Source organism: Dactylosporangium sp. CA-139114, from assembly GCF_050955725.1.
GTDB lineage: Bacteria > Actinomycetota > Actinomycetes > Mycobacteriales > Micromonosporaceae > Dactylosporangium.
The window spans coordinates 9012721-9025611 of record NZ_CP192080.1; the positions used below are offsets into that span (position 1 = coordinate 9012721).

Consider the following 12891-nt stretch of genomic DNA (forward strand, 5'->3'; position numbering starts at 1 on the left):
TTCACCCCTTTCCTGCAGCGCTCACGGGGCTGGCGGCCTTGGCCGCCCGGAGCTTGTATGCGGACGTGCGGCCGGCGACCACCCGTTCGAACCTGTCATCGATGCCGATCGTCGTCTCGGCGGAGCCGAGGAACAGCCAGCCGTCCGGGCGCAGCGTCCCGGCGACCCGCTGCAGTACGGTCCGCTTCGTCTGCACATCGAAGTAGATGAGCACATTGCGGATGAACACGATGTCGAACGGCCCCATCGGCGGGAACGGCGCCGCCAGGTTCAGCCGGCGGAACGACACGTTCTTGCGCAGCGTCGGAGTGACCTTCCAGTGCGCGCCCTGGCGCTCGAAGTGCTTGACCAGCAACGGCGCCGGGAGCCCCCGGTTGACCTCCAGCTGGGTGTACTGCCCGGCCTCGGCGCGGGTGAGCATCTCGGTGGAGATGTCGGTGCCCAGGATTTCGAAGGTCCAGCCGGGCGGGAGGTTGTCGTTGAGGACCATGGCCAGGGTGTACGGCTCCTGCCCGCTCGAGCTCGCCGCGGACCACACCTTGATGGTGCGGGTGCTCGCGCGCCGCTGCAGCAGGTCCGGCAGCACCGTGTCGACCAGCTGCTTGAAGGGCTCGCCGTCGCGGAAGAACGACGTCTCGTTGGTGGTGAGCGCGTCGACGATCTTCGCGTGGATCTCCGGCTCGGGCCGCTGCTGCGCCCGGTTCACGAACTCCGACACGGTGGGCAGACCGGATTGGCGGGCCAGGGGCAGCAGGCGGGCCTCGACCAGGTACTCCTTGCCGGCCTCCAGCACGATCGCCGCGTCGCGACGGACGAGGCCGCTGATGAAGGCGAACTCCTGCGCGGTCAAGGTCATCGGGTCACCTCCATGGACTTCGCGCCGCGGCCGCCTGCGGTACGGCTGATGAGATGGTTCGCGATCTCGCCGAGCGGGAGGACGGCGTGCGCGATACCCGCCTGCGCCACCGCCCCCGGCATGCCCCAGACGACCGACGTCGCCTCATCCTGCGCCACGATCTCGGCCCCCGCCGAGCGCAGCTGGTCCGCGCCGCGTTTCCCGTCCTGGCCCATGCCGGTCAGAATGACCGCGAGCGTCGAACCGCCGTACGTCCGCGCGACCGACCGGAAGAGCACGTCCACGGCCGGCCGGCAGAAGTTCTCCGGCGGCCCGGTGTTGAGCTTGGTCACCACCTCGGTGCCGCGCCGGTGTACCTCCAGATGGAAGTCTCCCGGCGCGATGTAGACCGTCCCCGGCCGCACCACCATGTCCCCGGCCGCCTCCACGACGGTCAGCGCGGCGGTGCGGTCGAGCCGGTCGGCGAACATCTTCGTGAACACGGGCGGCATGTGCTGCACCACGACCACGGGCACCGGCAGGCTCGCGGGCAGTGCCCGCACCACCGAGGTGAGCGCGTCGGGCCCGCCCGTCGAGCACCCGATCGCCACGACCTCGACGCCGCCGGTGCGCGGCGCGGTGCGGATGGGCGCCGCGGCGGGGCCGCCCGGCGGCACGTTCGGCGGCCGCACGACCCCGGGCAGCGCCGAGCCCCCGGGCCGGTTCAGCGGCGCGTTGGGCGGGTGCGGCGGATACTGCGTGCCGCCCGCCGGGCGCGCGGGCGCGAGACCCGGGCGGACCGGCGGCGGGGCGAGCGCGCTGCGCCGCCCGCCGCACAGCGCGTGGATGCGCGGGATGATCTGCTCGCGGACGCTGCGGATGCTCTCCGCGACGCTGCCGACGTTGGCCGGCTTGGTCACGTAGTCGCTCGCGCCGGCCGAGAGCGCGTCGAGCGTGGCGGTCGCCCCGGCCGCGGTGAGCGTGCTGAACATGATGACCGGCAGCCGGGCGTACTGGGCGCGGATCGCGCGCATGGTCTGCAGGCCGTCCATGATCGGCATCTCGATGTCGAGGGTGACCAGGTCCGGGCGCAGCTGCTCGATCTTGGTGAGGGCGACCTTGCCGTTGGGGGCGGTCCCGACGACCCGGATCTCCGGGTCGTCGCCGAGCGCGTCGGTGATCAGACGCCGGACGACGACCGAGTCGTCCACGACCAGAACCGAGATCACGCGCCTTGCCTCCAGCACCGGGGGGCCCGCGGAAACTGCGAGGCCCGTCACGTTCCAGCGGGCTAATCGGCGCCGGAACCGGCGTGGATAAGGGAAATTTCCAAAAGAACCGCCTCTGCCCGGAGCATTCGGACAGAGGCGGGATGGCGATGCGTTTCTAGCCCGCGAGCGGGCCCAGGGCCGTGAAGTAGGGGTCGAGCAGGCGCCGCGCGGTGGCCGAGTCGAGCAGGTCGCGCACCATGAGGGCCTGCACCGCGCCGCTGAGCAGGTTCCACACCCCGCCCGCGCGGTCGGCGACCGGCACGCCGGAGCGGTCCAGCGCCTGCACGAGCAGCAGCTGCGCGGCGGCGCCGCAGCGCACGCGGCCGGAGAGGAAGACCGCCCACGAGGCCGAGTGCACGGCGGGGGCCCAGTCGGACAGGCCGGGGCGGGCGCTGTCGGTGACCTTGTTCAGGCTCTGCATGTCGGCCGGGCTGAGCGCGCCGACGCGGGTGAGCAGCCGGTGCACGTCGTCGGCCTGCGGGCCCAGGTCCTGCTCGCGCTCGGGCAGGGCGCGCACCGCGGAGGCGAACGGCGCCGAGAGCCGGCGGCGGGAGTCGTCGGAGAGCAGCTCGCGCAGGTAGGCGGCCGCGGCGGCGTCGGAGAGCACGCCGGTGGCCTTGCTGGCGACCGGGCTCTGACGCTGGCGGGGCAGGCGGGCCTGCGGGGCCGGCATGGTGGCCGACGGCCCCGGGCGCTTGCCCCAGGTCCAGTCGAGCACGTCGTAGCGCAGGCAGTGCAGCAGGCCGTCGAGGGTGCCCAGCGGGGCGCGCTCGATGACGGTCAGCGTGCCGGGGTCGGCGGCGTTCGCCCGGCGCTGCTGGGCGGCGGCGTCGACGTCGCGCCACAGGTCCACGCGGTCCCAGTCGTCGTCGGAGCGAGCCGCGGCGATGGCCGGAAGGTCACCCTGCGTAAGGGTGAGACTGCGGAGCAGCACATCGGCCGCGGCCGATCCGCCCTGCAGACGGGAGAGGTCGAAGCCGAGAACGGGGGCGCTAACCAGGCTGTACATGCAACTAGTCTGCAACGCACCTGCACCCGGGTCTGTCCACCGAAAGGGCCGGGGCGACGCCGGCCTGGATGACCGAGCGTCGCCCCCGTCGTTGCGACCCCTCGAGGTTCAAATGCGGAACCGCGCCACAAGGGCTCGCATTTCACTCGACATCCGGGACAGATCAGAGGCGGCACGTTGCGCATCCGCTACGTTGCGTGACGTGTTCTGGGTCGCCGCGGCCACCGTGGACACGTTCGTGGCGATCTCGGCGGAGCCGGTCGCGGCCTCGCTCACGCTGCGGTTCATCTCGTTCGTGGTCGCCGTCTGCTCCTCCACCGCCGAGGCGATGGTGAGCTGGTAGTCGTTGATCCGCGAGATGATCTGGCCGATCTCGCCGATCGCCGCGACCGCGCCGGTGGTGTCGGCCTGGATCGCCTCGACCCGCCGGGAGATGTCCTCGGTGGCCCGCGCGGTCTCCTGCGCGAGCTCCTTGACCTCGTTGGCGACGACCGCGAAGCCCTTGCCCGCCTCGCCGGCCCGGGCCGCCTCGATGGTGGCGTTGAGGGCGAGGAGGTTCGTCTGCTCGGCGATCGAGGTGATCACCTTGACCACGTTGCCGATCTCGGTGGAGGACTCCCCCAGCCGGCTCACGGCCTGGTTCGTCGACTCGGCCGCCATCACCGCCTGGGAGGCGACCTTCGCCGCCTCGCTCGCGTTCTGCGCGATCTCGCGGATCGACACGCCCATCTCGTCGGCGCCGGCCGCGACGGTCTGCACGTTGCGCGAGACCTCCTCGGCCGCGAGCGCCACGACGCCGGCCTGGTCGCTGACCTCGCCGGTGCCCGAGGCGATCTGCGCGCTGACCCCGGTGAGCTGGTTGGCCGAGGCCGCCAGCGAGGTGGCCGTGTGGTCCATCGTCTGCACGGTCTCGCGCATGCTGTCGGTGGCCTTGTTCAGCGCCGCGGCCATCACCCCGACCTCGTCGGCCGAGCGCACGTCGACCTTGGTGCTCAGGTCGCCGCCGGCCACCGCGCCGAGCACATCGGAGACGCGCCGCAGCGGCCCGACGACGAGCGCGGTGACCCACAGCCCGATGCCGAACGCGGCCAGCAGCCCGGCGACCGCCGCCGCGATCATCAGGTTGCGGCTGGTCGCGTAGTCGCTTTCGGCGCTGTTCTGCCACGCCATGGCCTCGGCGATGTCCTCGTCCTGCATGCGGCCGATGGCGTCCTTGGCCTTCGTCAGCTGCGGCTGGGCCTGCGCGGCCATGATGGTCACGTACTGGTCGATGCGCCCGCCGACGACGGCCTGCGCGGCGACGGTGTCCCGCACCTGGCGGTAGGCCTGCAGCGCGTTCTCGATGATGGTGAGCTCGTCCGCACGATCGGCCGGGGCGCCCTGGCGGTAGCGGGCGATCGCTTCGCTGAGCTCGGTGTCGGCGGCCTTCTGCTGGTCGGGGTTGAGCGCACCGACGATGTCGGTGAGCGCCTGGCGGATCTGCGACAGGGCCACGAACTGCTCGTTCTTCGCGGTGAACTGCCGCATGGTGGCGTTGGCGTTGCTCAGCGCGTTGAGCCCGAAGAATGTGATGACGACGGTGACGACGCCACCGACCGCGATCGCGGCGAGCACCTTGGCCCGCACGCTGCGATTCGTGAACCAGCTCATGCCGGCACCTCCGCAAGCTCCGGCGCCGGCCTGAGCTCAACCCTGCACCCCTGATGAGCGGCCACTCCGCTTCGCTCCGTACCACTCATGCCAGCACCTCCGCAAGCTCCGGCGCCGGCCTGAGCTCAACCCTGCACCCCTGATGAGCGGCCACTCCGCTTCGCTCCGTACCACTCATGCCAGCACCTCCGCAAGCTCCGGCGCCGGCCTGAGCTCAACCCTGCACCCCTGATGAGCGGCCACTCCGCTTCGCTCCGTACCACTCATGATCTATTCCTCGCGCGTCGTGCCGGGCGGGTTGGTGTTGACGGCCTTCTGCGTGTCCAGCGCGAGCAGCAGCCGCCCGTCGAGCTTGAACGCGCCGGTGATCAGCTGCCGCGCGCGGCCCTGCAGGGTGTCCGGCGGCGGCTCGAACGTGTCGTCCTGCAGCGTCACGACCTCGCCGATGCGGTCCACGAGCAGCGACACCGACTCCTCGTCGGTCTTGACGATGACGTTCATCGCCGGCTCGGCGGACTTCGTGCGCGGCGGCAGGCCGAGCTGGACGCGCAGGTCCACCGCGGCGATGACCTGGCCGCGCAGGTTGAACAGGCCGCCCACGGACTCCGGGGCCAGCGGGACGGGGGTGTACTGGTCGAAGGAGAGGACCTCCTGGACCTTGGCGACGTCGAGGCCGAAGAGCTGGTCGGCGACCTCGAAGGTGGCGTACTGACGGCTGGCCATGGCTCAGGCTCCGGCGGGTTGGTAGGTGTAGTCGGCCTCGGTACCGGCTTGGTAAGGGTCGTGCTCGTACGGGTCCATCGACGTGTGGAACAGCGGGTCGGCGGCGAGGATGGCCCGCCGCACGTCCAGCAGCTCGGTGACGCGCTGCTGGATGACGGCCGAGCCGAGCAGCCCGTCGTCGCCGAAGTCACGCTTGGAGTCGTCGAGCCCTTCCTCGACGATGTCGATGATCTTCTCGACCGCGAGCGCCACCGAGCGGCCGTTCTCGGTGTAGACGACCACCGGGACCGTCGGGCCGGGCTCGGTCTCGTAGGCGCCCAGCAGGTGCGAGAGGCGTAGGACGGGCAGGATCTGGTCGCGGTACTGCACGACCTCCCGGCTGCCGGTGCGCTCGATGCGCTCGACCGGGAACTCCTCGAGCCGGGTGACCATGTCCAGCGGGATGGCCACGCGCCGGTCGCCGACGCCGGCGATGAGCAGCCGGTCGGCGTTGCCCCCGCCACGGCGCACGGTCGTGTCGGCGCTCTCCCGCTCGGGGCTGGCGGCCAGGTGGGCGCGGCGGGCCAGCGAGGCGACGTCGAGGATGAGCGCGACCCGGCCGTCGCCGAGCAGCGTCGCCCCCGCGTAGACCCCGATGTCCTTGAACCGCGAGGTCAGCGGCTTGACCACGACCTCCTCGGTGTTGAGCACCCGGTCCACGACGAGGCCGAAGCGCTTGCCCTCGGCCTGCAGCACGGCGACGTACACGTCGGTGTCGTGCTCGCCATCGCGGGCCAGGCCGAGCGTGTCGTCGAGGTAGACCAGCGGCAGCAGCTTGCCTCGCAGGCGGTAGACCGGCGCGCCCATCGCGTGCTCGACCACCCGGCCCGACTGCCCGTCGAGGTAGACGAGCTCGTGCACGGCGACCTGCGGGATGACGTACCGCTCGCGCCCGCACTCGATGGTGAGCGCCTGGATGATGGCCAGCGTCAGCGGGATCGTGAGCCGCCAGGTGGTGCCCTGCCCGACGACCGAGTCGACGTCGACGGCGCCGCCGATGCGCTCGATGTTCGTCTTCACCACGTCCATGCCGACGCCGCGGCCGGAGACGTTCGTGACCGCCTTGGCGGTGGAGAAGCCGGGCTTGAAGACCAGGGCGAGGATCTCGCGCCGGTCCATCGTGGCGAGCTGGTCGCGCGAGACGATGCCCTTCTCCACGGCGATCCGCGCGATCTTGTCGGGGTCGATGCCGGAGCCGTCGTCGCGGACCTCGACGATGACGTGGCCACCCTCGTGGTACGCGCGCAGGGTCAGCGTCCCCTCGGCCGGCTTGCCGGCCGCGACGCGCTCGGCGGGCGTCTCGATGCCGTGGTCGACGGCGTTGCGCACGAGGTGGGTCAGCGGATCCTTGACCGCCTCCAGCAGCGACCGGTCGAGCTCGGTCTCCTTGCCCTCCTGGGCCAGGCGGATCTGCTTGCCGAAGGTCGAGGAGAGGTCGCGCACGACCCGCGGCAGCTTCGACCAGATGTGGTCGATCGCCTGCATGCGGGTCTTCATCACCGACTCCTGCAGCTCGGAGGTGATGAGGTTGAGCCGCTGGCCGGTGCGGGTCATGCCGGGGTCGGAGACGGTGCCGATCGCGCGGACGAGCTGGTTGCGGGTCAGCACCAGCTCGCCGACGAGGTTCATGAGCTTGTCGAGCAGGTCGACGTCGACGCGGATGGACTGGTCGGCGACGCTGCGGCGGGAGGCCGGCTCCTCGCCGGGCTCGCCGGCGCCCTTGCCGGCGGCGGCCGGGGGCGCGGGCGGGGCGGCCGCGGGCGGGGTGGGCCGGGCGGCGGCGGGCTTCTCGGTGGCGGGCTTCTCGGCGGCGGGCTTCTCGGCGGCTTGCGGAGGCGGGGGCGGCGCCGCGGCCGGGGTCTCGATCACCGCGACGACCGGCTGGACGACGACCACCTCGGCCGGCGGCTCGACGACCACGACCTCCGCGACGGGCTCGGGGGCGGCGACCTCGGCCGCGACCGGCTCGGGCGCGGGGGCCGCGGCCGGTGCCGGGGCGGCCGGCTTGGCCGCGGCGGGCGCCGCGGCCTTGGCCGAGTCGTCGGTGATGCAGGCGTTGACCGCCGCGACCACCTCGGAGTCGTCGCCGGGCAGCTCCTGGCCGTTCTCCTCGATCTCGGCGAGCAGCCCGCGCACCGTGTCGACCATGCGCAGCAGCGCGTCGGTGGTGGCCGGGGTCATGCCCTGGGCGCCGTCGCGCAGGCGGGACAGCAGGGACTCGCCGACGTGGGTCACCTTCTCCAGGCGGTTGAACGCCAGGAACCCCGAGGTGCCCTTGATCGTGTGAATCGTCCGGAAGATCGAGGAGAGCAGGTCGCGCGAGCCCGGCTGGGCCTCGAGCGCGACCAGGTCTCGGTCCAGCTGGTCGAGGTTCTCGTGGGACTCCACGAGGAACTCCTGGACAATGTCACCCAACTCGCTCACGGCCAGGCGCTCCTTTCGACCCCGTCCCGGGGACACGACTCGCATCGGGACGAACCACACGGCTCGGACCCACTGGGCCAATCGGCACCCGGGATGGCCGGTAAAGGAGATTCAGGCCAGTTCGGTGGGACGAGGGCCGCCGCGCGCATCGCGGCGCACGAGCGTCGCCTGGCGGATCAGGCGGCGGGCGGTGCTCAGCCGTGGCTCGGGCGTCACCAGGGTCAGCAGCGGCCCGGCGCCGGGCGGCGGCGGGGCGAGCGCCGTGCCGTCCTCGGGGCGCACGACGCGGGCCTCGATCACGCGGTACACGAACCAGCTCTCCCGCGTCTCGAGCACCACCGGATCGCCGATCCCGAGCCGGTCGAGGTCCCAGAACACGCCCGGCCGCCGCTCGCCCGTGACGCCGGTGTTGCCCGCGGCGCCGATCGCCGCCGTGCCCGGCACGAGCGCGGGGCCGCGGTCCCGGTCGTGGCCACCCGCACCGCCGAGCACCACGAGGTCGAGCCGCAGCGTGGGCAGGTGCAGCCGCGCGACCGGGCCGGTGGCGGCCTCGGGGCGGTCGGCGGCCCAGCGCGCGTCGAGGTCCTGGGAGAGCCGGTGCTGGGCGGCGCGGATCTCGCGGGTGCGCCCCACCCAGCTCCACGCCGCCGCTCCGCCCGCCGCCAGCCCCGACAGCACCACCAGCACCGCAACGGCCGGCACCAGCCGGCGGATCGTCATAAACGCACTATATGCCGCTTATCGGGTCAGTGCGGGAGCCTCGGAAGGCCGGCGGCCGAGCGGGGAGGCCGCGCCCGCGGCGCAGGCCAGCACGCCGGCGACCAGCCCGGCCCGGATGAGCAGCGGGTGGCGCGGCTCGCGGAAGCGGCCGACGGCGAGCGCGCCGAGCACGGTCCCGGCGGCGAAGACCGTCGGCAGGACACCGTATCCGGCCGGACCGCCCGACAGCGGACCGAAGCTCATAGCCGCCATAGTGACCTGGTAGTCGCGGCCCGTCGAGCTGATCAGCGACCCGTTGGCCAGCGCCTCGCCGAGCAGCGCGGGACCGGCCACCATGCCGCCGAAACGGCCGAGGGCGGGCCCGTCGGCCGCGGTCACCAGGCCGGTGAGCAACGACAGGGCGCACAACCGCCACAGATGGCCGCAGATGGCCGCCGAGCAGCACCACGGCGGCGAAACCGGCCGGGGCAGCGCTGATCCGCCTTGCACCCCGTCGCGCAACCGGGCTGCACCACCCGTCCCGCTGAATGATGTTGTGCGAATCTGGCTCTGGTTCCTCGGCGCTGCCGCGGCGCTCGCCGCGGTCGCGGCGCTCATCTCGCCGAGCGGCAAAGGCGTGCTGAACCTCGCGTCCCTGCTCGTCTGCGTCGTCGTGGCCGCCGTCGCCCTGCGCCGCCGACGGCCCGAGCCGCGGGCGGCGTGGTGGCTCATGTGCTGCGGCATCGCGGCCTCGGCGACGAGCACCCTGCTGCTCAGCGTCGTGCCCGGCGCGCCGGAGGAACTCGGGGCCGGGTACCTCCTCTGCTACCCCCTCACCGCCGCCGGACTGTGGCTCATCGCCCGCCGGCTGCGCCCGTGGTCCTCGGCGCGCATCCTCGACGCGAGCATCATCCTGCTCGGGATCGCCCAGCTGACCTGGATCTTCGTGCTCTTTCCCCTGCTGCACCGCAGCGGTCTCAAGCCCCTCGACGCCTTCGGCGTGAGCCTGATCGCCGTGAGCGACCTGGTGACCATCGCGCTGCTGCTGCGCGTCGCGTTCGCGGTGCGCCGGGGCACGGTCGCCTGGCTCGTGCTCGCCTCGGCCGGGGTGATGGTGTGCACGGACGCGTTCTACGTCGTCAAGTACGTCGGCGGCCGCGGCACGGTCGTGATCAGCTCCTTCTCCGCGGTCGGCTGGCTCACCTGGGCGCTGCTGTTCGCCGCCGCGGCCCTGCACCCCGACGCCGGCCACGCCCTGCTGCGCGCCCGCAAGAGCCGAGGCGATTACGGTACGCCGATCGCCGGCTTCATCGCCTTGGCGGTGCTCGGCCCCGGGCTCCTCGTCGCCGACCTGGTGCTGCGCCGAGGGGTCGACCCGTGGCGGCACGCGCTGGTGCCCGCCGTGCTCACCGGCGCGTTGATGGTCTCGATGGTGCTGCGCCTCGGCCGCGCCCTGCGCGACCGCGTGCAGCTGCAGCAGGAGCTCGCCTTCCGGGCCCAGCACGACGTGCTCACCGGCCTGGCCAACCGCGAGCTGTTCCGCAGCAGCCTGCAGGAGGAGCTCGACACCCACCGCGAGATCGGGCTGCTCATCATCGACCTCGACGGGTTCAAGGACGTCAACGACACCCTCGGCCACCCGGCCGGCGACGAGCTGCTGCTGACCGCGAGCGAGCGGCTGCGGGCGTCCGCCGGCCCCGCCTCGCTGCTGGCCCGCCTCGGCGGCGACGAGTTCGCGGTCATCTGCCCGCCGGAGACGCTGGACGAGATCGCCGCCGCGCTCGTGCGCGAGCTGGCGCTGCCCTACCGCGTCGCCGGGCGCGAGCAGCGGATCAGCGCCAGCATCGGCGTCTACTCCGGGCACCCCGTCACCACCGGCGAGGCCCTGCAGAGCGCCGACATCGCCCTCTACGCGGCCAAGGAGGCCGGACGCAACCGGGCCGTGCGTTACCACCCCGCGCTGCGCGAGGCCCACGTCGCCCACACCCTGCTCGCCGACCAGCTGCGCGCCGCGGTCGAGGCCGGCACCGGCTTCGCGATGCACTACCAGCCGGTGGTCGACGTGCACACCACCCGCGTCACCGCCGTCGAGGCGCTGCTGCGCTTCACCACGCCGGACGGGAACCCGGTCTCCCCCGCCGTCTTCGTGCCCGTCGCCGAGGAGATCGGGCTCATCGGCAAACTGGGGGCGTGGGTGCTGGAGCAGGCGTGCACCGACGCCAAGGCCTGGCACGACGAGCACGGCATCTCGGTGACCGTGAACGTCTCCGGCCGCCAGCTGCGCAACTCCGCCTTCGCCGACGAGGTGCTGGCCGTGCTCAAGCGCACCGGCCTGCCCGGCGCCGCGCTGGTCCTCGAGATCACCGAGACGGTGCTCGTGACCGCGTCGCTGGAGGAGACCGCGGAGGTGAGCCGCCGCCTCGCCCGGCTGCGCGCGTTCGGCATCCGCATCGCCATCGACGACTTCGGCACCGGCTACTCGTCGCTGGCCTACCTGCGCACGCTGCCGCTGGACGTGCTCAAGATCGACCGCGCCTTCGTGCACCGCATCGAGGAGCAGCAGGACAAGGCGCTGTTCCGCGCGGTCGTGGAGCTGGCGCGCAGCATGTACCTGTCCCCCGTCGCCGAGGGCGTCGAGACCCCGGGCCAGGCCGCGGTGCTGCGGGAGCTGGGCTGCGGGCTCGCGCAGGGCTTCCTGTTCGCCCGCCCGCTACCGGCCCCGGCGCTCGCCCGGTTCCTGGCCGCCCAGACCGCGGTGACGGTCTAGCCCTTCACGGTCAGCAGGGGCCGCAGCTGCACGACGGGCTCGGCGACGCCCGCGGTGCGCAGGCTGTCCACGACCGGGAGCACCTCCTTGTACGCCCACGGCGCCTCCTGCTTCAGGTCGCGCCGCCACGCCGCGATGATGTCCCGCCGCGTCGCCACCGCCGGATCGCGATGGTTCAGCGGGGTCACCACGCGGAACTCGCGCAGGAAGGCGTCGAGCTCCGCGTCGCTGCCCCGGGCCGCCGCGCCGCGCGGGACGCTGCGCCCGGCGCCGTGGCAGGCACTGCCGAGCGCGCGCGCGTTGCCCAGGCCGCGCAGCAGGTAGCTGGGCGCGCCCATCGAGCCGGGGACGATCACGGGCTCGCCCCACCCGTCGCCGGACAGCCCGGCCGGCGTCGCGCCCTTGCGGTGCAGCACGGTCTCGTCGCCCGGCCACATCAGGTTGTGCGGGGCGTCATACACGAGCCGGGCGTCGAGCTCGCCGACGGCAGCGGTCAGCCCGGCGCGCATCATGAGGCTGAGGAAGTACCGGTTGCCGACCGCGAAATTCGCGGCGTTCGCGAAGCTGGTGAGGTACCGCCGCCGCATCTGCTCCGTCGAGTCGTGAAGCAGCATCGGCCGGATCCCGTTCGCGGGCTGGGGCAGGCCGGACGGCCACGCCTTGCGCGCCAGGTCCCGCCCCGTCGCCCCGGCCTGGTGGCCCAGGCAGAGCGAGCCGCTGTGCACCATCGTGACCACCCGGCCGGGCGCGAGCCCCCACGCGTAGGCGGTCGGGCCGTCATGGACCGCGGCGACGTACTGCAGCTCCGCGAAGTGGTTGCCGCCCCCGACCCCGCCGATGATGGAGTCGTAGCTGGTCCCGCCGCCGCTGCGCACCCAGTCCGCGAACTCCTCGGCGTGCTGGGCCGGGAAACCGCTCGCGTGCAGCCGGTCGCCGTCGCGGACGGTGTGGCGCACCGGGGTGTCGAGCTCGCCGTGCGCGAGCAGCCCCGGCAGCCCGGCCGTGAGCAGCCCCGCGCGCTGGTCCGGGGTGAGCCCGATGCGGCGGCCGCCCTCGAAGAACAGGTGCCGCAGCCGGCGCTCGAGCTCGTCCAGCCGGGGCCGGACCTCATCGGCGCTCAGTGACGTGGCCTCGACCCGCATGCCGCAGTTGATGTCGTTGCCGACGGCCTGCGGCACCAGGGCGCCGCGGGTCTGCAGCACCGTGCCGATCGGGATGCCGGCGCCCTTGTGGAAGTCGGGCGTGCAGACCACCCGCTCGATGCGGGCCTCCGGCGACAGCGACTCGAGGGTGCGCTGGGTCTCCAGGACGGTGAGGAGCTCGTCCAGCGCGGCGGGCTCGATCGGCACGTCCGGGGCGGCGCAGATCTCGACCGGGACGTCGTAGGGGTTGGGCAGCGTGGCCCAGGCCTCGTCGAGCCGGACGAGTCGGGGGTCGGTCCGCTTCAGCATCGTGCCGTCGATGGTAGGGCGCC

The 12891-nt window shown here is 73.0% G+C and carries 10 protein-coding genes; 1 reads left to right on the plus strand and 9 read right to left on the minus strand.

Annotated features, from left to right (window positions below; all coding sequences use genetic code 11):
• Position 1: 1 nt before the first annotated feature.
• The 8 genes from ACQP2P_RS40410 to ACQP2P_RS40445 form a co-directional block, all read right to left on the minus strand.
• Complete coding sequence (locus ACQP2P_RS40410; protein WP_433610174.1) at positions 2 to 856, minus strand: CheR family methyltransferase; 855 nt, start codon at positions 854 to 856, stop codon at positions 2 to 4.
• Positions 853 to 2064, minus strand: a complete 1212-nt coding sequence (locus tag ACQP2P_RS40415) for a protein-glutamate methylesterase/protein-glutamine glutaminase (RefSeq protein WP_433610176.1) — start codon at positions 2062 to 2064, stop codon at positions 853 to 855. The genes ACQP2P_RS40410 and ACQP2P_RS40415 overlap by 4 nt, the downstream gene beginning before the upstream one ends.
• 157 nt (positions 2065 to 2221) lie before the next feature.
• On the minus strand, positions 2222 to 3115 hold the full coding sequence (locus ACQP2P_RS40420; RefSeq protein WP_433610178.1) for a hypothetical protein: 894 nt from the start codon (positions 3113 to 3115) through the stop codon (positions 2222 to 2224).
• A gap of 108 nt (positions 3116 to 3223) precedes the next feature.
• Positions 3224 to 4765, minus strand: a complete 1542-nt coding sequence (locus ACQP2P_RS40425; RefSeq protein ID WP_433610180.1) for a methyl-accepting chemotaxis protein — start codon at positions 4763 to 4765, stop codon at positions 3224 to 3226.
• Between the two features lie 270 nt (positions 4766 to 5035).
• Positions 5036 to 5488, minus strand: coding sequence for a chemotaxis protein CheW (locus ACQP2P_RS40430; RefSeq protein ID WP_433610182.1), 453 nt, complete (start codon positions 5486 to 5488; stop codon positions 5036 to 5038).
• 3 nt (positions 5489 to 5491) lie between these two features.
• Positions 5492 to 7951, minus strand: coding sequence for a chemotaxis protein CheW (locus tag ACQP2P_RS40435; RefSeq protein WP_433610184.1), 2460 nt, complete (start codon positions 7949 to 7951; stop codon positions 5492 to 5494).
• A gap of 111 nt (positions 7952 to 8062) precedes the next feature.
• Complete coding sequence (locus ACQP2P_RS40440) at positions 8063 to 8671, minus strand: class E sortase (RefSeq protein WP_433610186.1); 609 nt, start codon at positions 8669 to 8671, stop codon at positions 8063 to 8065.
• A gap of 18 nt (positions 8672 to 8689) precedes the next feature.
• Positions 8690 to 9172 (minus strand): hypothetical protein, encoded by a 483-nt coding sequence (locus ACQP2P_RS40445; protein ID WP_433610188.1) that lies wholly within the window; start codon positions 9170 to 9172, stop codon positions 8690 to 8692.
• Positions 9173 to 9206: 34 nt separating this feature from the next.
• Here ACQP2P_RS40445 and ACQP2P_RS40450 point away from each other — a divergent pair, with 34 nt between their 5' ends.
• Positions 9207 to 11417: a putative bifunctional diguanylate cyclase/phosphodiesterase gene (locus ACQP2P_RS40450; RefSeq protein WP_433610190.1), complete on the plus strand. Its 2211-nt coding sequence runs from the start codon at positions 9207 to 9209 to the stop codon at positions 11415 to 11417.
• On the opposite strand, the gene ACQP2P_RS40455 is transcribed toward ACQP2P_RS40450, so the two are convergent.
• A complete protein-coding gene (locus tag ACQP2P_RS40455) occupies positions 11414 to 12868 on the minus strand; it encodes an RtcB family protein (RefSeq protein ID WP_433610192.1) in 1455 nt (484 codons plus the stop codon). The genes ACQP2P_RS40450 and ACQP2P_RS40455 overlap by 4 nt on opposite strands.
• Positions 12869 to 12891 lie beyond the last annotated feature (23 nt).

What these genes read in the sequence shown, in the direction of transcription:
- ACQP2P_RS40410 (WP_433610174.1), bottom strand. Translation starts at nt 856, where the DNA reads ATGACCTTGACCGCGCAGGAGTTCGCCTTCATCAGCGGCCTCGTCCGT.
- ACQP2P_RS40420 (WP_433610178.1), bottom strand. Translation starts at nt 3,115, where the DNA reads ATGTACAGCCTGGTTAGCGCCCCCGTTCTCGGCTTCGACCTCTCCCGT.
- ACQP2P_RS40425 (WP_433610180.1), bottom strand. Translation starts at nt 4,765, where the DNA reads ATGAGCTGGTTCACGAATCGCAGCGTGCGGGCCAAGGTGCTCGCCGCG.
- ACQP2P_RS40430 (WP_433610182.1), bottom strand. Translation starts at nt 5,488, where the DNA reads ATGGCCAGCCGTCAGTACGCCACCTTCGAGGTCGCCGACCAGCTCTTC.
- ACQP2P_RS40440 (WP_433610186.1), bottom strand. Translation starts at nt 8,671, where the DNA reads ATGACGATCCGCCGGCTGGTGCCGGCCGTTGCGGTGCTGGTGGTGCTG.
- ACQP2P_RS40455 (WP_433610192.1), bottom strand. Translation starts at nt 12,868, where the DNA reads ATGCTGAAGCGGACCGACCCCCGACTCGTCCGGCTCGACGAGGCCTGG.